The organism is Dyadobacter sediminis (assembly GCF_005860765.1).
GTDB classification, from domain to species: Bacteria; Bacteroidota; Bacteroidia; order Cytophagales; family Spirosomataceae; genus Dyadobacter; species Dyadobacter sediminis.
Genome location: NZ_VCEI01000030.1, coordinates 250,897 through 277,713, shown reverse-complemented (window position 1 = coordinate 277,713; position 26,817 = coordinate 250,897). Strand labels below are relative to the sequence as shown.

Sequence of the window (26,817 nt, the reverse complement as noted above, 5' to 3'; positions counted from 1 at the left end):
CATACCTAACCAACTATTTTTTACTCGCCAACCAAAACCACTATGAAAGCATCGAAAGAAGAAGGAATGAAAAGAGGGGAATTTCTTAAAAGCCTGGGCCTGAGCACTTCCGCATTAATGGCATTTTATTGTCTGGGAACTACAATGACTGCCTGCGGTTCCAGCACAGATCCGCAGCTGGAGCCGGAACCTGGCTCAGGAACCGGACTTTCAGGAACAACAACCGGCAATGCTGTCAATTTTACGGTTGATTTGACACACACATCTTATTCTTCTTTGAAAACAGCCGGCAATTATAAAATCATCGGAGATGTACTGGTGGCATTTTCAAACGCAAGTTCTTATGCAGCACTTTCGAAAATCTGCACGCATCAGGGTGCCGAAGTTCAGTACAGAAAAGACCAGAATGATATTTACTGCCCAAGTCACACGTCTGAATTTACATTGACCGGGGCCGTAAAAAAAGACCCTGCTACAACACCGCTGAAAGCTTACAAAACAACGCTGTCTGCAGATGGAAATACATTGACTGTTACCGCTTAAATCCTCCTCTATCATGAAATTACTCCGCCTGGTAATTGCTTTTGTTTGCTCCACAAATCTTCTTTACGCCCAGGACGATTTGCTTGGAGAACTGTCCAAACAGGATAGTCTTGCATCATTTCCGGTAACGGCTACTTTCAAGTCCACAAGGATTGTAAACGGCCATTCTGTCGAAACCATGAAAAAAAACCATCTTGATTTCCGTATTTCACACCGTTTCGGAAGGCTGAATTCGGGCGCTTACCAGCTTTTCGGGCTGGATCAGGCGACGATGCGAATGGGGTTTGAATACGGGATTACAGACCGGTTTATGGTTGGTGTCGGCCGGAGCACGTCTCAAAAGGTTTATGACTTTTTTGGTAAACACAAGCTGCTTCAGCAATCGACCGGCGCAAGAAATATGCCGGTATCGGTAACGCTTTTCGGCGGTATGGGCATTGCTACGGTGAACAGGGAACTGGAATTTCAGGATAAAATCTATTATTCCGCACAGGTTCTTATTGCCCGCAAATTCGGTGAACGTTTCTCTCTTCAGCTTTCGCCGTCTTATCTGCACCGCAACCGTCCGGAAATTGCAGGCGATGAGAAAATCCTGCTAGCCATGGGTATCGGCGGAAGGTACAAGCTTTCCAAACGCGTTTCGCTGAACGGGGAGTATTTCTATACGGCCCGCGAAAAAAATACAGTTACGGCTCCATACCACGATTCCATGTCTTTCGGCGTGGATATTGAAACCGGCGGCCATGTCTTTCAGCTGCATTTTACCAATTCGCTGGGCATGATCGAAAAGCAGTTTATCGGAGAAACGACCGGAAGCTGGGGCAAAGGCGATATTCACTACGGGTTCAACATTTCCCGCACTTTCAGCTTTGACAAAAAGAGTAAAAGAGAGGCAGCCAACTGACCATTAACAACCTATGAAACTGCATTTTTTTCGCATGGTTATCATAACCGTGCTCAGTACCGCTTTGTCTTTCGGGCGTGCATTTGCACAAACCGGAATGTATGCGACAACTGCCGGCAACACGCGTTTTTCTTCGGAAACGCCTTTGGAAAACATCAATGCGGAGAACAAAAAGTCGCAGGCCATCCTGAACACGGCCAATAACGAACTTGCAATCCGTATGAACATGAGGGATTTTGTCTTTCCGAACAAGCTGATGCAGGAACATTTCAATGAAAATTACATAGAATCGGAAAAGTACCCGACGGCAACGTTTAGCGGCAAGGTTGACAATGCGCCGGACTATTCCAAAGACGGTCAGTATGATGTTTCGGCTACGGGAAAATTTACCGTTCACGGCGTGACGAAGGAAAGGACGATCAAAGGAAAGATGAAAATAGAAGGCGGGAAAATTACAGTAAGTTCGGATTTTGATGTTGCGGTAGCGGATCACAAAATTGATGTTCCTGAAATTGTCTTTGTTAAAATCGCGCAGGTTATCCGCGTAAAAAGCCAGTATGTGCTGGCGCCTTATAAAAAATAATAATGCAGACTTGCCGGCTTTTCCAGAACGGCAAGTCTGTGAAATTTATCTTCTTCTCCTTTTTCTTGCAGGTTTTCTGTTGCTAACTGTTTTTTTACGGACCGGCGCTTTTTTTACCACTGCTTTTCTAACGGGTTCTGCGATTTCCGCTTCGGTTTCATCATCGGCTTCGTTCAGTTCTGTTCCGCTGCCAGTTGCTTCTGAAATTGCATTTCCGTCGGTATAAGGCAGCTTTGATCCCAATATTTGCTCAATGTCCGAAGTTTTGTCAACCGCTTTCAGTCGGAAAGAATAGGAATACGTTCTGGCCGGAAGCAAGTATTCTTCGTGAACCCTTGGCGACCAGCTGTCATCGCCTCCAAGTCCCATTTGCGCAAGATCAAGATTTACGTAAGTGCCCGAACCGCGTACGAGCGTCGCAGCACGTTTTTTGGCTGCCAGCAATTCCTTGTCCGAATAATCATGAACATTGAAATTAAAAACAGAATCGCTGATCATCAGCAGTCCGGTTGCTTCCTGATTGGTAACAGAAGCCCAGCGAACATCCGTTTTATTTCCGTTTTCCTGCGGTGTGATGTACGGAAAATGTTGTTCGGCTACTGTTCCGGCGTATAATCCTGTTTTTCCGCTTGTTTTGCGGTCGGCATAGGTTTCATGCGGGCCGTTTCCATACCATTGCATTTTATTGAAAGCAGCCGGCATTTCAAACTGCATTCCTACTTTGGCAAAAACCGGCCATTCGCCGTCCGGAACAAATGTATTCCGGATATGAATGTCGCCGGAAGTAAAAACAGTATACACGGTTTGAGTCTTGATTTCTCCTTTTTTGCCTTTAAGCGTTTGCTTTTGCGTAACCTGATATGCCTGCGAGCTGATTTTTCGGCTTTGCAGTTCACCGGCCGTTTTTTCAAGAGAATCCAGCCCGGCATCGCGCCACTGGGCTGCCAAGCTTTTTGCACCGCCGCCTTCATCATTATCTGTCGGAACCCGCCAGAAACTGGCATGAAGCCCGTCTTTAAGCATTTCTTCTTTTTTATTCTTAAAAGAAATCATGCCTGCTTTTTTATCAATGGTTACAGAAAAATCCTGGTTGCTGAGCATCACGCGCCCTGAATTCAACTGCGTAATCCGCAATGGCTTTTCATTATAGAGACTAAGTTCAGGAACTGGCGAGGACGGAACGGCTAAGGGAATCTGGTTCCACGCCACTTCAAACCCTTTCGGCGCCCATGCAGCAGCTTCTTTTAACTGGATAGAAATAGTCAGAAAATACTCGGCATTAGGTTTCAGGTTAGCGGGCAGTTCGTAAGGTATGGAAATCTGCCTTTTCTGCGAAGCCATTACGTTAAGGTCCGGTATTGTGCCGCCTTTACCCAAAATTTTTCCGTTTTCCTGCAAGGTCCAGACCAGTTCAAAATTACTGAGCGTCTGAAAGTCGTATCGGTTATGAACCGTTATCAGTTTGCTGCCGGGTTTCAGAGTATCCGGCGTTTCAATTTTTATGTATTGATAAACCTTTTTAACCTCGTTCAGCTCCGGCTGAGGAATCCGGTCGGGGTTAATGAGTCCGTCGCCGGCATTTGCGCCGTCCATGTAATTGAAGTAATCCCAATACACAGTGCCGTCAGGCTTTTTCAGACGCAAGCCCTGATCCACCCAATCCCAAATGAAACCGCCCTGCATGGTAGGGTTGCTTTCTATTACATCCCAGTAATGCTGAAGGTTTCCGATGCTGTTTCCCATTCCATGCGCATATTCACAGAGAATAAGTGGCCTCGACTTATCTTTTCTGACCAGCTCAATCATATCCTGCGTAGAAGGATACATAACCGAAACGATATCAAAGCTGCTCAGCGTTGTAGGTTTGTAATCTTTCCGGCCTTCATAGTGAATTGGTCTGGTCGGATCGGCGAGATGGATAAAATCGGCCATATCCACAAAGTTCTGCCCCATGCCGGATTCATTTCCCAGCGACCAGATAATTACGGAAGGGTGATTTTTATCCCTTTCGACCATGGCGTTTCCTCTGGCCATAAAGGCCGGTTTCCATTGCGGATTATCGGCCAGAATAATGTTTTTGCTCCATAGTTCATGGCTTTCAATATTGGCTTCATCCATGACATATATTCCGTACTGATCGCAAAGGTTATACCATTCGGAAACATTGGGATAATGCGAAGTCCGGACGGCATTGATATTATGCTGTTTCATAAGCATAATGTCTTTCAGCATCGTTTCACGGCTGATCACGCGCCCGGTTTCCGGATCAAATTCATGCCGGTTAACGCCTTTGATCGTGATCGCTTTTCCATTTACAAGCAACTGGCCGCCTTTTACCTTCACATCTCTGAACCCGACTTTCTGGCTGGCTGCTTCCAGCACTTTTCCGTCCGAATTCATCAGCTGAATCGTAAGCGTATATAAATAAGGCGTTTCTGCATTCCATTTTGCTGGCGACGGAACAGGGATTTCCAGCCTTACGGCTCCTTCCTTAAACGGGGCCAGCGTACTGACCATTTGGCTTACAGGCGTAGCAACTATGGATTTTGCGGCATCATAAAGCGTAAATAAAACCTGATGTGCGCGGATTTCTTCATTACTGTAATTTTTTACAAAAGCACTTATTTTTAAAGCCGCATTTTCATAATCTGCATCCAGGCTTGTACGGACGGAAAAATCGGTCAGGATTACTTTGGGTAAAATCAGCAGATTGACATCCCGGTAAATTCCCGACAGTCGCCAGAAATCCTGATCTTCAAGGTAACTTCCGTCCGACCAGTTAATTACCTGAACAGCCAAATGGTTTGTTCCGGTTTTTACATCCTGTGTTATGTCAAATTCGAAAGGCGTCATGCTGTCTTCATGATACCCGATTGCAACGCCGTTCAGCCATACATAGCAGGCTGACTGCACGCCTGCGAAATGCAGAAAAACTTCCTTGTTTTTGATATCATCCGAAAAACTGAAAGTAGTCCTGTACATGCCTACCGAATTGGTATCGGCATCAATTCTTGGTGGATTTGCTTTAAACGGATATTTGATATTACTGAAAATGGGCCGGTCATACGCGCGTCCTTGCCTGGCCCCGAAAACCTGCCAGTTGGACGGAACAGGAATAGTTTCCCAATTTCCATCCGAAAAGCCAGGATTGAAGAAATTCGGCAGTGCTCTGGAAGGATGAGAAGCCCATTTGAATTTCCACTGTCCGTTCAGTGAGCGTACAAGCGGCGTATTTTTATCACCTGCAAGTGCACTTTTTTCATCTGCATAAGGTATGAAATCAGCATGCGGCTTTTCGGTATTGATGCTGATAACCTGCGGGTCCTGCCATTCCGGTATAGTCTGCGCATGCCCGTAAAACAGGTTGCCAGCCAGAAAGTAGAATAGAAAAAAAAGTCCGCAGCGAACAGATATATGCATATAAAATGATTTAAAAGCAGGTTTTTACCAAACACAGGCTTGATCCGGATGTTCTGAACGCGCCGTTTTTTTGCTAAAATTATGTATATTCAAAAATAAACTGCTGTGAAATGAATATCCGGATAAAGTTTTATTGAATATTGCCATCGATTTTTTGCAGATGTAATTTCCAGATTATGCTTTTAGCTGTTGATGTTGGCAATACAGATACCGTTTTCGGGCTTTACCAGTCCGGAGACTGGGATTATATATGGCGTATGCCGTCGCTTGTTCATGAAAGTGAATCGTATTTTGAGTCAAAGCTCAGGTTGCATTTTCTGGAAGCGGGACTTTGGTACGGCGACGTGGAAACAGTTGTTTTAAGCAGCGTTGTTCCTGACCTGACGCCGGTAATCCACAGAATGCTGCGTGCGTTGTTCGGCAGTGATGTTATTCTCGTCGGCCCGGGTGTTTTTCCTGAACTGGATATTGCTATTGATCATCCGCATGAAATCGGCGCAGATCTTATTGCCAATGCCGTTGCCGTGATGACACGGTATGAGCAGAATTGTGTCGTTGTCGATTTCGGTACAGCACTTACTTTTACTACGGTTTCCAAAAACAGGCAAATTCTCGGCGTTGCCATTCTGCCCGGGCTGGTTACCGCGGTCAAAGCACTTTTTGCAAATACGGCCCAGCTTCCCGAAGTGCCGCTGGTTTTGCCTGACAGCGCCATTGGAAAAAATACAACGCATGCCATTCAGGCGGGCATATTGCTGGGTTACGAAGGGCTTGTCAAGTCCATGCTGCAGCGTATCCGCGCAGAGCTGGGCGGAGAATGCATTGCGGTTGCTACAGGCGGTCTGTCTTCCATTATTGACACGCTTCAGGACGAATTTGTGGAAATAGACCGGAAACTTACGCTGGACGGCCTGCGGATCATCGGTGAGCGCACAAGAGCTTGACGCAATATTTTTTACAAGGAAATTTTTTTAAAATCACCTTCCGGGATTACAGGCAAATCATGCACTTGCTGATTGTAAAGGTATGCCCAGCAATGGATTATCTTTCCATCTGTACGCGTTACAGGAACTACTTTCCGGAGATACAGGCTTTCTTTTTCATCTTCAAAAACGTCTTCGTATTCGTCAAGTTGTTTCAGCAGCTCTTTCTGTTCGGACAATTTGTATATTTCCCCGTATACTTTGGATGGATTTTGTTCAAGATAAACTGCGCCCGGGTACCAGCTTACAAGATACAGCAAGCCTGGAAAATGGCCATCCCCGGCATACTCGGAAGCATCCTGAAGTATCCTGGCAAAAGGATTGTCAAAACCTTTCATCAATGTGCCGTATGTAAAAAGATATTCGGACATGCTGCAGACCGGCTTGTGACCGGGAACAATTTTTCGTATTGATAATTTAGAATTTTCCGTTTATACCTATGATCAGTTAGTTCCGGTTATAGTTAAAAGTGGTATTTTTCTTATATTTACAAATAAAGCTTTTCATCTTATTAATATAAAGTTATGTACGACAAGAATCTTGGTACAAAACAAAAAGCGTTGAGAATCAATCTGGATCGCCGTATTTACGGTTCGTTTGCAGAAATCGGCGCCGGACAGGAAACGGCAGCGTACTTTTTTAAAGCAGGCGGAGCATCGGGCACAGTTGCCAAAACCATGTCGGCGTACGATATGACTTTCAGCGACGCCATTTATGGAACGGAAGAGGGTGGAAGGTACGTGGTGGAATCCCGTTTGATGAAGATGCTGAACCGGGAATATAATCTGGTCGAAAAGCGCCTCTCGGAAAAACGCGGTGCAGACAGTCAGTTTTTTGCTTTTGCCAATACCGTAGTTGCTCTTAACTTTCAGAAAACAAATGAATCGCATGGCTGGATTGGTCTGCAGTTTCAGCTTACTCCGATGGGTCCTACAAATTATGTGGTGATCCATGTGCGTATGCGCGACGATGAGAATATTTTACAACAGCAGGCATTGGGTATTATCGGTGTCAATCTGATGTATGGCTGTTTTTTCTACTACAAATCGCCAGAAACGCTACTGATGTCGCTTATGGACGATCTGACGACGGATCGCATCGAAATTGATATGGTGCGTTTTAGCGGTCCGGATTTTGCCAAGGTTGACAATCGGTTAATGAGCCTTCGTCTTGTTAAAAACGGCTTTACGGATGCTGCCTTGTTCGGCAGTGACGGCGGCGTGTTGCAGCCTTCCGAAGCTTTGTATAAAAAACACATTCTGATGATGCGCGGACGCTTGCGTCCCATTACCAACGTTCACATTGACCTGATCAGCAACGGCCAGAAGCAGTTTCTGGCAGAACCGGATGTGGATGAGTCCAAAGTGGTACTCATTTCCGAACTGACGCTGCATAATCTGAAAGGCGGCGACCGCGATATTGATGAGAAGGATTTTCTGGATCGGGTCGATATTCTTTGTTCGCTGGGCCATATGGTGATGATTTCCAACCATCATGAATATTACCGTCTGGTCGCGTACCTTTCAAGGCTTACCAAACTGAAAGCCGGATTGCTGCTTGGAAGCCCGAGTCTGCAGGATATTTTTGAAGAAAAACACTATGAATTTTTGCCCGGTGGCATTCTTGAATCGTTTGCAACGCTGTTCAGCCGCAAGGTGAAATTGTTTATTTACCCGACTTTACAGCCGGATGGCTCCGTTTACAGTTGTGAGAATTTTGTGGTGCCCGATCATTTGCGTCCGCTGTTTCAATACCTCATCATTAACGATAAAATAGAGGATATCCGGAATTATAATAAAGAACACATGCATATAACCACAGACAGTGTTCTGGAAAAGATAAAAAGGGGTGAACCCGGCTGGGAAAAACTGGTACCTGAAAACGTTGCGCAGATTATCAAGGAAAAGTCACTTTTCGGCCTTCCGAACGAAGATAATTATGCGGATACGGTCAAGCAGATTCATCAGGCTGTCGGAAATCTGTGATTGCTGTTGTGCATGGAAGTGGAGTTTGATTCGTGTGGATTGGTGTATTTGTGGCTTGAAAAATTACAGTATTTTCCACGGTAACCGTTTTTTTGAAACAGTACAAACAATCAAAAAGAGCTGCAAACATCTGTTTGCAGCTCTTTTTGATTGTTTACTTTATATTCTTGCTTTGAAATCAAAGCGTTGAAAAATCAAATGTTTCAAGATATTTGGTCGTGAAGTTTCCGGATTTAAATCCCGGATCATCCATCAATTTAATATGAAACGGAATTGTTGTTTTAATTCCTTCAATAACAAATTCCTGTAAAGCACGCTTCATACGCGTAATGACCTCTTCCCGTGACTGTCCGCTTACAATCAGTTTTGCAATCATGGAATCGTAGTTCGGCGGGATCGTATAGCCGCTGTACACGTGGCTGTCAATCCGGATTCCGTGTCCTCCCGGAAAATGCATATTGGTTATTTTGCCCGGCGAAGGTCTGAATCCGTTAGCCGGATCTTCGGCATTGATGCGGCATTCCATTGCATAAAGCTTCGGCATGTAATTAACGCCAAGAATCGGCTCTCCGGCGGCAACCTTGATTTGTTCCTTGATAAGGTCGAAGTCAGTCACTTCTTCAGTTATAGGATGTTCCACCTGAATACGGGTATTCATTTCCATGAAGTAGAAGTCACCGTGTTTGTCAACAAGGAATTCAATGGTTCCGGCACCTTCATAACCAATGGCCTGAGCACCCTTGATGGCTGCTGCACCCATTTTTTCACGAAGTTCGGGAGTGATAATCGGAGAAGGTGTTTCTTCAACAAGCTTCTGATGCCGGCGCTGAATCGAACAATCCCGTTCGGACAAGTGGCAAACTTTGCCAAACTGGTCTCCGATAATCTGGATTTCAATATGGCGCGGCTCTTCTACAAATTTTTCCAGATAAAGGCCGTCATTCCCAAATGCAGCTGCAGATTCGGTACGGGCATCATTCCAGGCCTTTTCAAATTCGTCCGGCTTGTTGATGATGCGCATTCCGCGTCCGCCGCCGCCGGCTGTCGCTTTTACAATAACCGGATAGCCGATTCCTTCCGCAAGTTTTTTGCCTTGTTCTACCGATTCCAGCAAGCCTTCAGAACCCGGTACAACAGGAACGCCGGCTTTGATCATGGTCGCCTTGGCAGTGGCTTTATCGCCCATCCCGTTTATCTGGGCCGCAGTTGCACCAATGAATTTAATGCCGTAATCAGCACAGATCTGAGAAAATTCTGCATTTTCAGACAAAAATCCGTATCCGGGATGAATGGCATCTGCTCCGGTCACTTCCGCTGCTGAAATAATATTCTGAATGCTCAGGTAGGATTGTCTGCTGGGAGGAGGTCCTATGCAGACTGCCTCGTCGGCAAAGCGGACGTGCAAACTGTCACGGTCGGCAGTGGAATAAACGGCTACTGTTTTAATCCCCATCTCACGACAGGTTCTTATTACGCGCAAGGCGATTTCTCCTCTATTGGCAATGAGTATCTTTTTAAACATGTACTGAATTGAGTTTTACAGATCGTTCATTGCATTATGCAGGCTCAACAAGAAACAAGGGCTGGTCAAATTCAACCGGAGTTGCATTTTCCACCAGAACTTTTACGATTCTTCCGGAAATTTCAGATTCAATTTCATTGAAAAGCTTCATGGCTTCAATGACACATACTACTTTTCCAGGCTTGATTTCATCTCCGACATTGATAAAAACCGGTGTTTCCGGATTGGAAGCCCTGTAAAAAGTACCGATCATCGGAGATTTGATTGTGACTAAATTGCTGGAAGCCGCTGACCCGGAAGCAATCACAGGCTCAGCCGGTGCTGATTGTGTAACCGGTGCAGTCGGAGCCGGCGTTGCTATGGAAGGTGCAGCACTTACCGGTGACGCGGAAGTTACTGATGCCGTAGGAGCAGAGCCGTAACGCTTTACCTTGATTTTCAAATCTGTGGTTTCAATATTCACTTCATCAAGGCCGGACTGGGCAATGAAGTCAATTAATTTCTGAATTTCTCTGGTTTCCATTTAGTCGAATTTAAACTGTGGGGATTGATCCGCTGAGGCCTGCTTATAAGCTTCTTGAAAAGGCCATTTACCTCTCACAGATAACAATATTATGATTTTACTCTTTCAACGTAATCGTAAGTGCGGGTATCAACTTTGATTTTTTCTCCTTCTTGAATGAACAAAGGAACCATAATCCTTGCACCGGTTTCCACTTCAATGGCCTTTTTAGGTGAATTTGCAGTGTCACCTTTCAGGCCGGGCTCCGAGTAAGTAACAACAAGTTCAACAAACGGAGGCAGTTCACATAAAAGAGGGCTGTCATTTTCCGTATTGATCAGGATCTCCACTTCCTGGCCTTCCTTCATCAGATCAGCATTCGTGATCAGTTTGTCATTGATCGAAACCTGATCAAAAGTTTCGGAATTCATGAAATTGAAGCCGGCTTCATCTTTGTATAAAAACTGGAATTTATGTCTTTCAACGCGTACCGGTAAAATCGTAGCGCCGGATGAAAATGTATTGTCAAGCACTTTGCCCGAAGTAAGGCTTTTTAGCTTTGTGCGAACGAAGGCATTTCCTTTTCCTGGCTTGACATGTTGAAATTCAATAACCTGAAAAAGATCATGATTGAAATTTAACACTAACCCGTTACGCAAATCTGCAGTAGTTGCCATTTTATAGTAATTAATTGTATTTTCTAACAGAATTTCAGGCTCAGTAAGCCCATTTTAAATAGATTGATCCCCAGGTAAAACCACCTCCGAAAGCAGCAAGCACAAGATTATCACCTTTTTTAAGCTGTGATTCATAATCCCATAAACAAAGCGGAATTGTTGCTGAGGTTGTGTTTCCGTAATTCTGGATATTCATCATTACTTTGTTCATCCCGACGCCCATGCGGTTTGCCGTGGCTTCTATAATCCGCTTGTTGGCCTGATGCGGAACCAGCCATGCAATATCATCGCCTTTCAGACTGTTTTTTTCCATGATTTCCGCAGAAATATCAGCCATGTTGGTTACTGCAAATTTGAATACCTGCGAACCGTCCTGATAAACATGATGCCATCCCATGTCAATGGTTTCATGCGTTGGCGGGTACCTGCTTCCTCCTCCTTTCTGGTGAAGATACGGCTGGCCCGCTCCGTCCGAACGGATAATGGAATCAATGATGCCATTTCCTTCGGTATTGGGTTCCAGCAGAACGGCACCGGCGCCATCTCCGAAAAGTACGCAGGTTTTGCGGTCTGTATAATCTACAATTGCAGACATTTTATCCGTTCCGACAATGACAATCTTTTTGTATTTGCCGGTTTCAATGAACTGGGAACCCAATGTAAGCGCATACACAAATCCTGAACAAGCCGCCTGAATATCAAAGCTTCCGACATTACGGATACCGACCATATCACAAATCAGATTGGCAGTACATGGGAAAATAAAGTCAGGCGTAGTCGTGGCGCAGATCAGCAAATCTATTTCAGCAGGGCTTGTATTGGTTTTGGCCAGTAATCCTTTTACAGCCTCGGCGCCCATATGTGAACTCCCCAAACCTTCACCTTTGAGTATATGCCTTTCTTTGATCCCTGTACGGCTGACAATCCATTCATCGTTTGTCGCAACCATTGTTTCCAATTCGGCATTTGTCAAAATATAATCAGGCACATACCCTTGTATTCCTGTTATAGAGGCTTTTATATGGGTCATGATAAAGTTAACTATTCAAAATCCGGAAAGATTTTGGTAAAAAGGACAGTATCGTTTTATTCATACAAGCAGTTTTAAGCATTCAGAATCAATTTAATGCCTGCGTAATATGTAAATATGCTTTTGACTTGACTTGCTTGTAAGCCCAGCCGATCATGTTTTTTATGGCCAGCGGTGACGATATCCCATGGGCAATCATAACATTTCCATTCACACCGATAATCGGGCTTCCACCAATGGATGCATAATTTGTCTGATCCACAAAATCATCTTTGAAACCTCTTGTTTTGGAAATTTCATAAAAGGATTCGCCCAGTTTGAACAGCACATTGCCGGTAAAGCCGTCCGTTACAATCACGTCCGCTTTATTGGTAAAGAGATCTTTCCCTTCGATATTTCCGGTAAAGTTAATTCGTTTGTTTTGTTTTAGCAGCGGATAAGTTGCCTGAGATGTTAAAGAGCCTTTCTGCTCTTCTTCGCCGATGTTCATCAATGCAACACGCGGGCGGTCAATCTGAAAAGTATGTTGGGCAAAAATAGATCCTATTTCGCCAAATTGGGCAAGTACTTCCGGTTTGCAGTCTGCATTCGCGCCAATGTCCAGCATGATTGCGTATCCTCCTCCGACCTGCGGAACAAGTCCGGCAATGGCTGGCCTCAGCACGCCTTCAATCGCTTTTATACTGAAAAGAGCGCCTACATGCATGGCTCCGGTGTTACCGGCACTGCAGAATATATCGACTTCTTTTTCTTTCAGAAGCTTGAAACCGGTTCCAATGCTGGAATTCGGTTTTTGGGAAAGCGCTTTGGTCGGATGTTCGCCCATTTCAATAACATCCTCTGCATGAACGATGTCAATATTGACAGGCTTAAAATTTTTCTGGTTAAAAATATCCCAAATTACACTTTCCCGGCCGATTAAAACGATTCTCGCCTCGGATGGTAGTTCAGAAGCGGCATCAATAACCCCTTCAACAATTGCCTGTGGAGCTAAATCTCCCCCCATAGCATCTACCGCAATTTTCATTTACACGCTGTTATTTTAGACAAATAAGTTAGAAATCGAAGGTGTAAATTTAGCAGATGTACCGTAGTAAAAAAGAATTTCGCAACAACTTTTATACGGCTGCTGCGAAATTGATATGCTCATCGACTGAAACTAAACCGTTTTCGTATAGTTCTCAACTACAACTTTACCTCTGTAAACCAAGTTTCCTTCGTGAACGTGTGCACGGTGGAGCTGGTGAATTTCACCTGTTGATGAGTCTGTAGCTAGTTGCTTTCCGGTAAGGAAGTCATGCGCTCTGCGCGAATCGCGACGGGAAGTGGAATGTCTCCGCTTAGGATGTGCCATGATACTTTATGTTCTGTATTGTTTATTTTATTGTAAATCTTTTATTGTTAAAGAAGACTTCAGAATGTTTTAAGCCTGATTTAACATGCAACTTGTTTTATTAATGATCGCCTTTCAGCTTTTTTAATGCTTCCCAGCGTGGATCAATCTTTTCTTCCTCTTCTTCCACATCATCCTCAGAAGTATCTGAAGAATAAACCAGAATGCCGTCTTCATCATCCAGCAGATCTGCTTCGTCTTCTTCCGTGCGAAGGCTCGGATGTATTTTTTTTATCGGAAGCGACAAGGCTATAAAATCAAAAAGATAACGCGCTACGTTTATCCTCGTTGTATTCCTGTTTATAATCTCGATTTCTTCCGTAAGCTCTTCATCATGATCACCGAATTTCAGAATGATCCTTTCATTTGTGTCAATCGGTTCTTCAAACAGTTCAAGGCTCCGGTCACAAATCAAGGTCAAAACTCCTTCCGTATGAAAGTTGAGTTGGATCATGGTCGCCGATTTGTTGAGAACAATATGCGTTTTGAAATGTCCGTGCTCGATCAGGTCCTGGTCCAGTTCCTGAAAAAAAGCATCGCCGGATTCCATGTCATATTCATACTGTTTGTCCTCCAAACCGTAAATGTCTATGTTGTATTTACTTAGCTCTTTCACTTTTTCTGTCAAAAGGATTGCAAAGGTAATGTCTTTCGATTTAATAAAAAAACTATGGATAAATTTTATTGGCTTCAGATCTTCCTAGCGGGATTGCCGAAGTAAGTTGCGCCGGCCGGAACATTTTCAACAACAACGGAACCCGCGCCGATTCTGGCGTTTTTCCCGATTTCAATGCCGGCCACAATTACTGCGCCTGAACCTACAAAAGCGCCGTCGCCCAATCTTACACGATCGTTAATCAGTGCTCCGGTTCCAATTGTGACATAATCGCCGATCAGAACGGAAGTGTCTATAACCGAGGCTGTTTGTACAAGGCAATGATGTCCGATTACGGATCTTGCCCCGATTGTAACTCTTGCAGCAATCAGGTTTCCATGTCCGATGGAAGACATTTCTGAAATGGTAGCGGTGTCGTGAATGGCGTTAACAGGCATTTTCTTGCATTCTTCCAGCAGCGTTTCCACAAGCCGTTCCCGCACGGAACGCTCGCCAATAGCCACAAAAGCCTCGCATTTTGATCCGATAATATTCAGAAATCCGGGATCATCTGTATTTCCGAGAACACTGGTGTCACCAAACTCTTTTCCGTGCAGTTCTTTGTGGTCGTCCAAGAGACCGTATACCAGCACGTTGTTACGTCTGAATATATCCAGCGCCTGAACGCCGAGATCTCCTGCGCCAAAAATTAATACGGGATTTTCCATAATGGTTGTTTAAATACTCAGTTTTGCTTTGTCGCAAAGATTTCAATTGGAACTAAAAAATCAAACCACCGGCGCAATGGCCGTAATCTGCGGAATATCTGATAAAAAGAGGATTTACAGAAAAGTTACCCGAAAAACAAACGGACTTCCGTAAGGTGAAAGGTTCTGCCGGCTGTACGGATCAATCTGATTGTTGTAGCTGAAATTATATAATCCTGTAAAATGGACTTCTTTGATAAACCGTCCGCCGATCGGCAGGGAATAAGCCGCGCCGGCCATCGGAGAAGCAAGCCACTGCCGTTTCTGATAAGAGCCTTCCACATTCAATGCTTCAAATTCAGCAATCACTTTGATCTTCGGAATAACAGCATACATCAAAAATCCCCGTCCGCCGTAATATGCCGTATTGATATCATAATATTTATACCGGAAATACATCAGCGTAGGTCCCAGCCCGACAATCAGCTTTTCTGTCAGTTCATAACCGGCCATGGGCGAAAGATTGATGTTGGTAACCGTTCCAAGGCTTAAACCGAAGCTCCCGCCCAGTCTCAGACGTTCAAGAAACGGCAGTTGACTGAAATCCACGTCTTTCTTCTTCTCAACCGGTTTCGGAGTTTGAACCGGTCTTTCCTCTGTTTCCTGCGGATTGTCATTCCGGAGTGAATCCGGGCGATAATAATCATCGTTCTGCGCCATTAAGGACGGGCATGCGACAGCCGTAAGCAGCATCGTACAAAGCAGTAGGATTTTATTTTTCATCTAAAAAGCGTTTATTTATACTATTGCAACTAGTAACGTAGAAATCCGGAATTTTGGTTTATCTGTGAACTGTGCTTTCTTGTTGCTTCTGTAACCTATCAAATTTATGCATTACTCCATTTCCGTACCCGATCCGCAAAGCCGTTTATTGCATATCATTTATACGATCACACGCATTGAAACAGACTATATTGAAGTTCAGCTGCCTGCGTGGAGGCCGGGCCGGTACGAAATTCAGAACTTTGCCAAAAATATTCAATTTATTGAAGCAGTTTCCGCAACAGGCCGGAAATGCGATTTATACAAGGTAACCAAAGACCGCTGGCGGGTTGGAACGGAAGGTGAAAATGAAATCCAAATCCGGTATACGTACTATGCCAATGTAAGAAATGCCGGAACCAGTTATGTGGATGAAGAACTCTGGTACTTGAACTTCATCAATTTCTGCATGTACACGGAAAGCCGCATTTCGGAGGCTTATACAATTGACCTTGATTTGCCTGAAAATTATACCATTGCCTGCGGCTTGTCTTTAAAAGGTAAAAACAGGCTTTTTGCCAAAGATTTCTATGAACTTGTAGACAGCCCGTTATTGGCCTCTCAAAGTTTACAAAAATGTGAATATCAGGTTGAAAATGTCCGTTTTATGGTCTGGATGCACGGGAATATCCGTCCGGACTGGAAACGCATCGAGCACGATTTTCGGCGTTTTTCTGCCGAACAGATTGCTACTATGGGCGAATTTCCTGAAACTGAATATCATTTTCTGAACCTCATTTTACCAACGGCATTTTATCACGGCGTGGAACATCACAATTCCACCATGATCGTTCTCGGGCCCGATGATGAAGGCGAAGGCATGTATACCGATCTGCTCGGAGTAAGTTCGCACGAGTTGTTTCATGCCTGGAATATCATCCGAATTCGTCCGAAAGAACTTTTACCATACGATTTTACAAAAGAAAATTATTTCCGGACGTGTTTTGTCGCAGAAGGCTGCACAACGTATTACGGCGATCTTTTTCTGAAACGGGCCGGTGTTTTCGATGAGGAAGCTTATCTGATGGAACTGGAAGTATATATGAAAAGGCATTTTGAAAACAGCGCAAATGCCACGCAGTCGCTTGCTGATTCTTCCTTTGACTTATGGCTGGACGGCTATGAAAAAGGCATTCCGGACCGCAAAGTTTCGGTATATCACAAAGGTGCGCTGGCTGCACTGATTCTTGATCTTTACCTGAGAAAAATATCGGATCACAGGCAATCCATTGACAATGTGATACGCTTGTTATGGGTTCGTTTTGGCAAGCCTTTTATCGGGTATTCGTTGCAGGATTATAAGGATATAGCTGAAGAAGTTGCCGCAGAATCACTGGAATGGTACTGGAATGACTGTATTTTCACCAGCGAGCCGCTTGAAACCAGATTGAACGAAGCACTAGAATTTGTCGGGATGCACATGTCCGTTTCTGAAGATAGCCTTGTTCAGTTGCATGTATCTGAAGATCTTCACGGCAAAGCACAAAGGGATAAATGGCTTTCGTCCGTTCAGGTTTTTGAATCTGAAGAATAAAAGTTTTTCTGGATTTACTTGCTGAATACTTCTTTCAGAGCTTCGGGAAGATCGGGATATTTATATTGAAAACCGGTTTCTTCGGCAATGCGTTTGTTTACAAGATAACTGCTGCCAAGCACCACATTCGCCATTTCTCCGAAAGCCATTCTTAATGCAAATGCCGGCACATTGGGCAGCCATTGCGGCTTGCCGAGTGCAATGCATATTTGTTTGGTGAGTTCCTTGTTCGTAACAGGCGGGTTGGCAACTGCATTGTAGGTGTCGTTCCAGCTATCATTTTCCATGGCATGGATATACATCCGGCAAATGTCGTCAATGTGAATCCACGGAACCCATTGCTTGCCCGAACCCAGCGGCGCACCAAATCCGAGCCGGGCGGGTGATGCCATTTTCGGGATTGCCCCGCCGTCCATGCTTAGTACAATGCCGGTTCTTAATTTTACGGTTCGGATACCGAGTTTTGCAACCGCATCCGCCGCTTTTTCCCATTCTATAGTAACGTGAGAAAGAAAGTCGTTGCCAGCGGGAGAATCTTCCGTATTCCGGACATCGCCGCTGTCTTCACCGTAATAACTGCTTCCGGATGCAGATATAAAAGCAGTGGGTTTTATGTTTTTTTCCTTTATTTTTTGCGCAATTAATAAAATACTGTCAGTACGGCTGGAAACAATGATTTTTTTGCGCTCTTCAGTCCAGCGTTCGTCCGCAACGCCTGCTCCGGCAAGATGGATCAGAAAGTCGGTATTTTCCAGCGCATTTTCTTCTATATATCCTTTTGCAACGTCCCATTCAAAAACCTGAACAAACTTTATAGCCTTCTTTTTCCGGCTCAGATAAGCAACGTCGTAGTTTTTTTCAAGAAGAAGTTCAGTAAGACGTTTGCCGATTACACCGGTTCCGCCTGTTATCAATACTTTTTTGCGCATAAAAGAGTACTTTAAAAAAGCATACCATGTCAGGATGCGGAAGCTGCAGCCGTTCCTTCTCCGGGCGCTTCCTGCTCAATGGCTTTTGTAATCCGTTCGATCATGCTCTCAACAGATTCGTCCGGCAGAAAATGCATCGGTGCTTTAAACTGAACCGTCAACTTTGTATTTCGTTTCTTGAATCGCAATCCTTTTTTGTCAAACGCACGTCTGAAACCATTGATCACAACCGGAATAACGATAGGCTGATGTTCCTTGATAAGATGCGCGGTTCCTTTCCGGACGGGCGCAAAAGGTTTGGTCGTACCCTGCGGAAAACTGATTACCCAGCCATGCCCGAGTCCGAGCCCGATTCGGTCCTGTGCGGAATTGTCGAGTTGCCTTTGTACATTTTCTCCGTTGGCGCGCCACGAACGTTCAATCGTGATGGCGCCGCCCATGCTGAACAATCTTGGCAAAATTCCGCCTTTCATTGTTTCTGAAGCGGCAACGTAATAGCATCTTGCACGTGGAGAAAAAAGATAAAAAGGAGGTGAAATCGTATCTTTGTAACCCCATTTGGCCGCGCAGAAAATATGGTAAAAAGCAATTACATCGGCAAAGTAAGTCTGATGGTTGGAAAGAAAAAGCACGCCGTGATCCGGAAGGTCCAGCAATTGATCGCTGCCGATGATCCTGATTTTGTTGACAGCCGTGTAGCGATAATAAGTAAACCAGCCCAGAACAAAGATGAAAAACCTTTTTATGATCAGATAATTGCCAAAAGGATCTTTTTCAAAAATGCCCAAAAAGTCAAGCCCGACCAGCCATGACGGTAAAAGACTGTAATTACTTTTTTTAGAATTCATAGTGTACATGTATTTTCAGCTTTCCTGCTGAACGGCAACTTCGTTTTGAAAAGAAAATTTGCGTACTATTCCGGCGTAATTTATGTAATAAGCACAGTTAATGTAAATATATTTTTTGCATCACCACACGGGTACAAATCTCTGCTTAATTTGGCATGATTCTTTCGTAGAATTCCTTATGATTTTTAGTTTATATCTCCTTAGTAACATTCGATTTTCTGTTTTATGAAAATAAAATTTCAACTGCACATTATTACAAGCTTTATAGTAGCTGCAGGCTTTCTGACAGGCTGTTCCAAAAATCCGGTGACAGGAAAAAAGGAACTTATTTTTATGTCGAAAGAAAAAGAAATTGCACTTGGAGCGGAATCGCATCCCTCCGTAGTGGCCACAATGGGCATTTATGATGACAAAAACCTGCAGGCTTTTATTAATGAAAAGGGAAAGGCAATGACCAAAATTTCTCATCGGCCCGATCTTCCTTATCAATTCTTTATTGTTGATTCTCCGGTTGTAAATGCTTTTGCCGTGCCCGGCGGTTACGTATACTTTACAAGGGGTATTATGGCGCATTTCAATAATGAAGCCGAATTTGCAGGCGTACTCGGCCACGAAATCGGACACATTACGGCACGCCATTCGGCACGTCAGCAAACTTCGCAAATATTGGGGCAAGTCGGATTAATGGCCGGAATGGTGCTTTCCGAAACAGTAAGAGGTCTTGCCGATCAGTCGCAGCAGGCACTTGGCTTGTTAATGCTGAGTTACAGCCGCGATCATGAGACAGAATCGGACAAAATAGGTGTGGAATATTCCAGCAAAATCGGTTACGACGCACACCAGATGGCCGACTTTTTTGGAACACTGAAAAAGCTGAGTGAAAAAAGCGGACAAAGCATTCCAACTTTCCAGTCTACGCACCCGGATCCGGGCGACAGGATGAACAAGGTTGAGAAATTGGCCACACAATATCAAACGGAGCATCCGGCCAAATACAATGTAAACCGCGACGCATATCTCCGTAAAATAGACGGCATTATTTACGGTGAAGATCCGAAACAGGGTTTTGTTGAAAACAACGTTTTTTATCATCCCGAGTTGAAATTGCAGTTTCCGGTGCCAAGTGGATGGCAATATGAAAATACGCCGTCTCAGTTTCAAATGGCTGCAAAAGATGGAAAATCCATGATGATGTTCATGATGGCCGAAGGAAAATCACTCGAGGCAGCAGCACAGGCAACAGTCAAAAATTTCAGTCTGCAGGTTTTGGAAAATAATAAAACGACGATCAACGGCAATCCGGCCATTGTAATGATTTCAAAGCAGGCAGCACAGTCGGAAAGCGGACAGGCGCAAGCAGCGCAGGCTGCGGCAAGTGCGATTCAGGTTGCAAGCTGGCTTATTCAGTACGGAGGAAATATTTATGCCATTCATGGCGTTTCGGCAGTCGGCGATTTTAACAATAATTTAAATCAGTTTCAGTCTGTCGCGCAAGGCTTCAAATCGGTTTCCGACCAGAATATTCTGGGCAGAAAACCGGACCGCATCCGGGTCAAATCGGTGCAGCGCGACGGAACTTTGCGGGATGCATTGAAAGACAACGGCCAGCAGGATAACCGCTTGGATGAACTTGCAATTATTAACGGCATGGATTTATCCGCCAAAGTAACCAAAGGAATGCTGATCAAGACGTTGAGTAAATAAGTAAACAGGCATTAAGCCAAAAAAAGCCTTTGTTATGGGAATCATAGCAAAGGCTTTTTTTGTGTTTTAATCAATCAAATAACTTGGTAAAATATTTCTGACTTGTTACTTCATTGCCTGAATCCGCTGGCAAAATAGCATCAGTTCCCTGAATGTCAGAAAGAGGTCGGCTTGGCGGGGATTGTAGCCGTTTACCTTTTCAGAATTAACAAAGCCACTGTAAATTTCCCAAAGGTTTTCAGCCATTTCAGCCGGACTGCTCATTTCAAGCAAAGTTTTTACTTGTTGGCCATAAGCCAGATACAACGAGTCGTGCGACTCGGGAGTGTGTGTTTTGTTCATCTTTCACGTAATTTTTGGAATGGGAAAAATTAAAAAGTGCCCTGTCTTAGGTGTCCCGCGCCCGTGAAAGCGCTCAGGGGCTTTCGCCTGATCCACACCATAACAGGGCAATACTTGCTAGATTTTTCATATTTCACGCTACTTAATTGGGAATGCGAATATTCGAAAGTAGCGGGAAAAATGCAAGTGGAAACTTTGCCTTTGGATAAGTGAAAGATGCCGATGGCTAATTGAGGCAGAATTCTGGTTTACAAAGAACCCTATTTGCAATTTGAAATGCAAGTAGTTTTGCCAATTTGCCGCGTCTCAGAATGTCAATAATATGAAAATGCCCTGCCTGAGGTGTCCTAATGCACACGAAACGAGGCATCCGGAAGGCTTTCGCCGCATCCGCACCATAGCAGGGCAATACTTGCTAGATTTTTCATTTTACATGTTTTTGTTGGGAATGCGAATATTCAGAAGGTAGGGGAGAAATGCAAATTGAAAGTTAGCCTTTGGATAAGTAAGGTGTGCCGATTGGTAAATTGAATGAAAGTTGAGATCAGGAGATTTCCCAGAGGTTTTCAGCCATTTAAGTCGGACTGTATGTTGGTTGTTCATTGGATAATGTTTTAGGATAAAAAAATGCCCTGCCTAAGGTGTCCTAACGCCATTATCAGCGCTCGGGGGGCTTTCGCCGCACCCACACCATAACAGGGCAATACTTGCAAGATTTTTCATTGTTTCGTGTTTTATTAGGAATGCGAATATTCGAAAAGTGTTTGGAGACATGCAAGTTGAAACTTGGTATTTGGATAAGTAAGGCGTGCCTATTGGTAAATCTCATACAAACTTTTAAACTCTTCTTTACGATTTTCTTAGCTTTGGAGAATGTTCTACAGACGAAAAATCATATTAGCCTTACTGCAAATCTTTGAGGGGAATTTGCCTAAAGTATCCTTGCAAAAGTTACTTTTCCTTTTTACAGAAAAACAAGTAAACCGCAATTATGACTTTGTTCCATACAAATATGGTTGCTATTCATTTTCAGCCAATGCGGATCTTATGGCCATGGTCAGGCATGGACAACTACTCGACAATAAGACAAGTTACACCAAAGTTGACACTGAAGATTACATTAAGTCATTGAATGAAAATGATAAACAGATCTTGATTGATGTCAAGAGTAGTTATGGCAATTTGACAGCAGATTCTTTAACTAAATTGACATATCTGAATTATCAGTATTACGCTATCAACAGTGTAAAAGCAAAGGAAATTTTGACTTGGGAACAACTTCAAAACGTCTTAAAAGCAAAGCCGATAAATGACCAAACAGTTTTGTTTACAATCGGATATGAAGGAATTTCCCTGGAAGAATATCTTAACAGACTGATTAAAAATGATGTGAGAATTTTGATTGATGTCAGAAATAATCCGGTAAGTATGAAGTTTGGATTTTCTAAAAAGCAGTTAAAAACCTTTTGTGAAAATCTGAATATTGAATACATGCATATTCCGGAAGTTGGAATTCAATCGGATCAACGGCAGAAGCTTAATACGCAAAAGGATTACGATAGCCTTTTTGAAATTTATAAGAAACAAAATTTACAAAAGACAGGAAGTCAGCAGGAACAAATTCTGAATTTACTGAAAGAAAAGAAGCGGGTTGCATTAACTTGCTTTGAAGCAAATATTTGTCAGTGCCACCGTAAACATTTAGCAGAAGCAATTACCAGATTTCCTGAATGGAACTATGAATTAAAACATATCTAGAATGGCACTAACAAAGGTTTTGATTACGGTCAAAACTTATCCCACACTATCAAATAAATATGATGAACTGGTTTGCACGGCAGGCTTTCTTGAAAATGGAAACTGGGTTAGAATTTATCCGATTCCTTTTCGGAAACTGCAATATGACAAGCAGTATAGCAAATATGACTGGATTGAAATAGATCTGGAAAAGAACACTTCCGACTTTCGTCCTGAAAGCTACAAGCCAAAATCTATTGATTCACCTTTTAAAATCATAGGAAATATCGATTCCGAAAAAGGCACTTGGCGGCTTAGAAAAGAAGTTGTGCTTAAAAATGTTTATACCAACATGACAGAATTGATTGCCAGGGCAAAAGATCCAAAGCAATGCATTTCACTTGCCGTTTTCAAACCCAAAGAAGTTATAGATTTTACGATTGAGAATTCTGCACGTACTTGGGATAAGCATAAGCTCGAAGCCTTAAAAGCAAAGGCAAGACAGTTGGATTTATTCAAAAATTCAGAAAATCCGTTTGAGGTTGTTCAAAAACTTCCCTTTAAATTTTCTTACAAGTTTACAAGCGAAGATGGAAAGGAAAGAACATTGATGATCGAAGATTGGGAAATTGGTGCATTATACTGGAGAATGCTCGACAAATATGAAGGAAATGAGCAAAAAGCCTGTGAAGATGTGAGGAAGAAATATTTTGACGATTTTGCCAAAACAAAGGACTTGTATTTGTTTTTAGGAACTACAAGAGAATACCATAATGTGGGATTGAATCCATTTATTATAATCGGAACTTTTCATCCGATGAAAACGGCACAATTGAGCTTATTCTAATTCAAGAGAAATATATTTGTTTTTTCAAGAGGAACGACTTTCATTATAATTGTAATTCTCGTTCAATCATCCTTGTAAATTTAACACCCGACGTTAAATTTACAAGGATAAATTGATTTTTAAGCTTGCAAAAACAAGTTTACAGCTTTTCGTATGTAATTACTGAAAAATTTCATTTCAGCATTTCAGTTCCAGTTCTTCACCTGAAATGCAAAACAACCAATGCCACAAGCGCAGGCAAAGCCTGCACAAAAAAAATCTTCTTGCTTGCCGTTAATGCTCCGTAAATGCCGGCTACAATGACGCAGGTCAGAAAGAAAACGGCAATGTAAAAAGCCCAGTTGTGATCCGTAATGAAAAACGTCCAGATTAATCCTGCAGCCAGAAATCCGTTGTACAAACCCTGATTTGCAGCCAATACCTTTGTGGGACTGAAGAGTTCCGGCGTCAGCGAACCCTTAAACGTTTCCTTGCCTTTCGTTTCCCATGCAAACATTTCGATATACAAAATGTAAAGATGTTCAAGCGCAACAAGGCCAACGAGGATTTTTCCAAGCATTTCCATAGGTTTCAGATTAATTAATTGTGAACGGATACAATGCCTTTTCTTTCAATTTTCTACTTCCATCTTTCGCCCAAAACTTTCATCCAGTACCCGCCGACAACAGATCGTGCGCGAAATCCTACGGACTTTCCGTTCACCGTTTCGTGCCAGTCGGAGAGTGGAATGCGGTCGGGCGTTTCCATCGCATATTTGTAAATGGGCTTGATAAGGGCATTAAAATCGCTCTGATTTTGAGCCAGTGTTGCAGTCCAGACAATCCAGTCGGATTTGGAATAAGTTTTGCGGCTGTCGAGCGGCAATCCGAAAGGCTGCTGTTTGGTAAGGTAATAGTTGATTTCTTTTTCGGCAACCGTTGTTGGAAACACGTTCAGTGCAAGCAGCTTATCCCAGACCAGATTGTATTTTTGGCTCCATGAATTTTTGTTATCGAAAGTCAGCGCATAGTGATCACCGCTGTCTGCGAGATCCATCCATTTTGCTGCAAATTCTTTCACCAATGCATTTACTTCCGCTGCTTCCTTGGTGTCGCCAAGCTGCTCGGCCATTTTTGCATAAGAGGCCAGCCCCATAATGGCTTTAATGGACAAGTTTGCATTTCGGGCCAGATGTCCGGCAAAATCATCTGTACAAAGCTGGTTCGCAGGATCAAAACCTTCTTTTTTTAAGTAATTCGCCCACGTTGTAAGTACTTTCCAGTGCTTTTTGGCAAAGTCGTTATTGTTTTCAGCTTTACAAATCGCATAAGTCAGAATGAGCATGTTGCCTGATTCTTCTACGGGCATGTCTTCGCCGTAAGTCTGGCCATTGGCAAGCGGATAGGTTCCAACATCGTGTGCTGCAAACGGCTTTGTCCATTTTCCACTTTCGGAATAGTAAAAGATCGGTTCCATCATTCCTTTCAGCAAAACCGGATTGTAAAGCAGGAACAAAGGCGCAGAAGGATACGTAATGTCCACCGTACCAATGGATCCGTTACTGAAATTTTCCTTTGAAAAAAACAAAGGCGTCCCATCCTGATCGGCAACCAGCTTATGTGCTGCAATCGCCTGGCGATAAGCCAACACGCAAAGTTCGGCATATTCCTTTCCGCCGGCTTTCAATGCATCATCATAGATCGTTTTGTCCGTTTCTGCACACATCTGAAGAATTTTGGAAAAGTCGTCTTCTGCATTTTTCAGCTCGTTCTGAATTGTTTTGTTCCCGTCCTTATTCCACCACGGCCGCAGGTTTTTGCCAAAATACTGAACTGAATAGCCGTCATCATAACCCAGCATGGCATGAAACGACTTGTTCTCACCGGTTACAGCACCGGCATCCAGCACAAGGGCCATGGATGTGGAAGCCGCATTTCCTATTTCCTGAAAGACGTTGTTCAGCTTGCCGTTTTCCTTAAAAATTTGGATAAGATCCGCCGAAGCGCCCATTCTGAAGCTTTTTGCATAGCTTGTAGGTGCGGATAAGTAAGCCTGACCCCAGTCAATACGAACGTCATCTCCTTTGCGGGCAAGTAATTTCTGTTCTTTATTGTTCAGAGAAAGCATCAGCAAGCCATTTGCACTGGCGGATTTTCCTGTAACTTCCTGACTGTAATCGTTCACTGCCCACAAACCTGAAACGGCATGAAGAATCTGAACGTCATGGGCTTTGCCGTCGCTGGATTTTACGTCATATACAACATAATTTACAGGCCTGGAAAGCAGTTCGAGGTTGCTCATAATCAGTGGAGCTACAAACTTTGCAGTCAGATGAACAGGCCCGGCTTCAAATTCGTAAATGGTTTGGGTGGCTTTCATTTCGAATCCGGTTTGCCTCGCAGAAAGAATGATGTTACCGCCTTTCGGTGCTTTTTCATCCACAATGCCAATGTCAATGTAGCCGGGGCCTGCGCCGTTTTTGCAATAAGCGGCCAGCACATTCTTTCCTTTTTTAAGCGATTTACGGGCAGCTTCGCTCATGGGTTTCAGTTCGTAATCACCCGTAAAGCAAGGCGAACATTCATAAGCGGAAATGCCGTTGATATATACTTTTACATCATCGTCATGGAAAATATTCAGGCCGGCTTTTTCCAAATTGGCATCGGTTAATGTAAACTCGCGGCGGTACCATACTTCATTCGGGAAAACGGTTCCGGTTTTCAGCATGTTGTCATTACGGTCTTTGGTGCCAAACGGCGCTTGCCCGGCTTTCCATGCAGCCGAATTGTAGTTTTCCTTAAACCAGTTTTCACCCGGATCAGAAACCGTGTATTTTGCCGTGTAGCCGGTTTCTTTCGCAACAGGAACAATGGTTTTCAGCTGCGGATTGGCAGCTCCGAGAAAGCGGTATGTTTTTCCGTCCACGCGGATGAGGCCATCCATCGGATGCGGTTTTCCGGTCCAGTGTTTGGTAACCGAGCCATTGAGCGAATCACCAAATGACCATACGCTTGTATAAGGATCAACGGTAACAAGCGGAACTGCAGGCGGACGGAAGTTTTGCGCAACTAATGTAAAGGAAGAAAACAGAAGAAATGCGAGCGACCAAAGTTTTGTCATTGGTTTTCAAACGGGTTTATAAGAAGATCACAAAGAACCTTCAAATAAGCCATAATCCTGCAAAATATATCGGCATTTAGTAAATGCTTGGTAAAAATTTAACATGCTGTG

25 protein-coding genes are annotated in these 26,817 nt (G+C 43.7%); 9 read left to right on the top strand and 16 right to left on the bottom strand.

Annotation, left to right across the window (positions count from 1 at the left end):
• Nucleotides 1–42: 42 nt before the first annotated feature.
• From FEM55_RS22505 to FEM55_RS22495, 3 genes are read left to right on the top strand one after another with little or no spacing between them, the layout of a single operon-like run.
• Nucleotides 43–543 carry a QcrA and Rieske domain-containing protein gene (locus FEM55_RS22505; protein WP_138283575.1) on the top strand — a complete coding sequence of 167 codons (501 nt, stop codon included), beginning with the start codon at nt 43–45 and terminating at the stop codon, nt 541–543.
• Nucleotides 544–556: 13 nt separating this feature from the next.
• The gene (locus FEM55_RS22500; protein ID WP_138283574.1) at nt 557–1,447 is read left to right on the top strand and encodes a DUF5777 family beta-barrel protein; all 891 of its coding nucleotides are present in this window, start codon (nt 557–559) and stop codon (nt 1,445–1,447) included.
• A gap of 34 nt (nt 1,448–1,481) precedes the next feature.
• Complete coding sequence (locus tag FEM55_RS22495) at nt 1,482–2,030, top strand: YceI family protein (protein ID WP_229209380.1); 549 nt, start codon at nt 1,482–1,484, stop codon at nt 2,028–2,030.
• Between the two features lie 45 nt (nt 2,031–2,075).
• Here the strand turns inward: FEM55_RS22495 and lacZ are convergent, their stop codons facing one another.
• A complete protein-coding gene (gene lacZ, locus FEM55_RS22490; RefSeq protein ID WP_138283572.1) occupies nt 2,076–5,450 on the bottom strand; it encodes a beta-galactosidase, LacZ type in 3,375 nt (1,124 codons plus the stop codon).
• Nucleotides 5,451–5,626: 176 nt separating this feature from the next.
• On the opposite strand from lacZ, the gene FEM55_RS22485 reads away from it, so the two are divergent.
• Nucleotides 5,627–6,394, top strand: a complete 768-nt coding sequence (locus FEM55_RS22485; protein ID WP_138283571.1) for a type III pantothenate kinase — start codon at nt 5,627–5,629, stop codon at nt 6,392–6,394.
• A gap of 11 nt (nt 6,395–6,405) precedes the next feature.
• Here FEM55_RS22485 and FEM55_RS22480 read toward each other — a convergent pair whose 3' ends face one another.
• Nucleotides 6,406–6,804, bottom strand: a complete 399-nt coding sequence (locus tag FEM55_RS22480) for a gamma-glutamylcyclotransferase family protein (RefSeq protein ID WP_138283570.1) — start codon at nt 6,802–6,804, stop codon at nt 6,406–6,408.
• Nucleotides 6,805–6,957: 153 nt separating this feature from the next.
• On the opposite strand from FEM55_RS22480, the gene FEM55_RS22475 reads away from it, so the two are divergent.
• On the top strand, nt 6,958–8,418 hold the full coding sequence (locus FEM55_RS22475) for a TonB-dependent receptor (protein ID WP_138283569.1): 1,461 nt from the start codon (nt 6,958–6,960) through the stop codon (nt 8,416–8,418).
• A 178-nt stretch (nt 8,419–8,596) separates the two neighbouring features.
• On the opposite strand, the gene accC is transcribed toward FEM55_RS22475, so the two are convergent.
• From accC to FEM55_RS22430, 9 genes are all read right to left on the bottom strand, one after another.
• Nucleotides 8,597–9,940 carry an acetyl-CoA carboxylase biotin carboxylase subunit gene (gene accC / locus FEM55_RS22470; protein ID WP_138283568.1) on the bottom strand — a complete coding sequence of 448 codons (1,344 nt, stop codon included), beginning with the start codon at nt 9,938–9,940 and terminating at the stop codon, nt 8,597–8,599.
• A 34-nt stretch (nt 9,941–9,974) separates the two neighbouring features.
• Nucleotides 9,975–10,463 carry an acetyl-CoA carboxylase biotin carboxyl carrier protein gene (accB, locus tag FEM55_RS22465; RefSeq protein ID WP_138283567.1) on the bottom strand — a complete coding sequence of 163 codons (489 nt, stop codon included), beginning with the start codon at nt 10,461–10,463 and terminating at the stop codon, nt 9,975–9,977.
• A gap of 89 nt (nt 10,464–10,552) precedes the next feature.
• Nucleotides 10,553–11,119, bottom strand: a complete 567-nt coding sequence (gene efp, locus FEM55_RS22460; RefSeq protein WP_138283566.1) for an elongation factor P — start codon at nt 11,117–11,119, stop codon at nt 10,553–10,555.
• 40 nt (nt 11,120–11,159) lie between these two features.
• Nucleotides 11,160–12,149: a beta-ketoacyl-ACP synthase III gene (locus FEM55_RS22455; RefSeq protein WP_138283565.1), complete on the bottom strand. Its 990-nt coding sequence runs from the start codon at nt 12,147–12,149 to the stop codon at nt 11,160–11,162.
• 88 nt (nt 12,150–12,237) lie between these two features.
• A complete protein-coding gene (plsX, locus tag FEM55_RS22450) occupies nt 12,238–13,176 on the bottom strand; it encodes a phosphate acyltransferase PlsX (RefSeq protein ID WP_138283564.1) in 939 nt (312 codons plus the stop codon).
• 132 nt (nt 13,177–13,308) lie between these two features.
• Nucleotides 13,309–13,503, bottom strand: a complete 195-nt coding sequence (gene rpmF, locus FEM55_RS22445; RefSeq protein WP_138283563.1) for a 50S ribosomal protein L32 — start codon at nt 13,501–13,503, stop codon at nt 13,309–13,311.
• 100 nt (nt 13,504–13,603) lie between these two features.
• Nucleotides 13,604–14,158: a YceD family protein gene (locus FEM55_RS22440; RefSeq protein ID WP_229209379.1), complete on the bottom strand. Its 555-nt coding sequence runs from the start codon at nt 14,156–14,158 to the stop codon at nt 13,604–13,606.
• A gap of 74 nt (nt 14,159–14,232) precedes the next feature.
• Nucleotides 14,233–14,865, bottom strand: a complete 633-nt coding sequence (locus FEM55_RS22435) for an acetyltransferase (protein WP_138283561.1) — start codon at nt 14,863–14,865, stop codon at nt 14,233–14,235.
• 114 nt (nt 14,866–14,979) lie between these two features.
• A complete protein-coding gene (locus tag FEM55_RS22430; RefSeq protein WP_138283560.1) occupies nt 14,980–15,627 on the bottom strand; it encodes a porin family protein in 648 nt (215 codons plus the stop codon).
• 106 nt (nt 15,628–15,733) lie between these two features.
• On the opposite strand from FEM55_RS22430, the gene FEM55_RS22425 reads away from it, so the two are divergent.
• Nucleotides 15,734–17,200 carry a M61 family metallopeptidase gene (locus tag FEM55_RS22425; protein WP_138283559.1) on the top strand — a complete coding sequence of 489 codons (1,467 nt, stop codon included), beginning with the start codon at nt 15,734–15,736 and terminating at the stop codon, nt 17,198–17,200.
• A 14-nt stretch (nt 17,201–17,214) separates the two neighbouring features.
• On the opposite strand, the gene FEM55_RS22420 is transcribed toward FEM55_RS22425, so the two are convergent.
• Together FEM55_RS22420 and FEM55_RS22415 are read right to left on the bottom strand one after the other, a co-directional pair.
• Nucleotides 17,215–18,129, bottom strand: coding sequence for a TIGR01777 family oxidoreductase (locus FEM55_RS22420; protein ID WP_138283558.1), 915 nt, complete (start codon nt 18,127–18,129; stop codon nt 17,215–17,217).
• 29 nt (nt 18,130–18,158) lie between these two features.
• Nucleotides 18,159–18,977, bottom strand: a complete 819-nt coding sequence (locus FEM55_RS22415; protein WP_138283557.1) for a lysophospholipid acyltransferase family protein — start codon at nt 18,975–18,977, stop codon at nt 18,159–18,161.
• Between the two features lie 225 nt (nt 18,978–19,202).
• Between FEM55_RS22415 and FEM55_RS22410 the strand changes: the two genes are divergently transcribed.
• A complete protein-coding gene (locus FEM55_RS22410; protein WP_138283556.1) occupies nt 19,203–20,681 on the top strand; it encodes a M48 family metalloprotease in 1,479 nt (492 codons plus the stop codon).
• A gap of 105 nt (nt 20,682–20,786) precedes the next feature.
• Here the strand turns inward: FEM55_RS22410 and FEM55_RS22405 are convergent, their stop codons facing one another.
• Nucleotides 20,787–21,023, bottom strand: coding sequence for a hypothetical protein (locus FEM55_RS22405; protein WP_138283555.1), 237 nt, complete (start codon nt 21,021–21,023; stop codon nt 20,787–20,789).
• An 873-nt stretch (nt 21,024–21,896) separates the two neighbouring features.
• On the opposite strand from FEM55_RS22405, the gene FEM55_RS22400 reads away from it, so the two are divergent.
• Together FEM55_RS22400 and FEM55_RS22395 are read left to right on the top strand one after the other, a co-directional pair.
• Complete coding sequence (locus FEM55_RS22400; protein ID WP_138283554.1) at nt 21,897–22,781, top strand: DUF488 domain-containing protein; 885 nt, start codon at nt 21,897–21,899, stop codon at nt 22,779–22,781.
• 1 nt (nt 22,782) lies between these two features.
• A complete protein-coding gene (locus tag FEM55_RS22395; RefSeq protein WP_138283553.1) occupies nt 22,783–23,607 on the top strand; it encodes a DUF8758 domain-containing protein in 825 nt (274 codons plus the stop codon).
• A 199-nt stretch (nt 23,608–23,806) separates the two neighbouring features.
• Here FEM55_RS22395 and FEM55_RS22390 read toward each other — a convergent pair whose 3' ends face one another.
• Together FEM55_RS22390 and FEM55_RS22385 are read right to left on the bottom strand one after the other, a co-directional pair.
• On the bottom strand, nt 23,807–24,172 hold the full coding sequence (locus FEM55_RS22390) for a DUF1304 domain-containing protein (protein WP_138283552.1): 366 nt from the start codon (nt 24,170–24,172) through the stop codon (nt 23,807–23,809).
• Between the two features lie 53 nt (nt 24,173–24,225).
• The gene (locus tag FEM55_RS22385) at nt 24,226–26,706 is read right to left on the bottom strand and encodes a glutaminase family protein (protein WP_138283551.1); all 2,481 of its coding nucleotides are present in this window, start codon (nt 26,704–26,706) and stop codon (nt 24,226–24,228) included.
• Between the last annotated feature and the right edge of the window lie 111 nt (nt 26,707–26,817).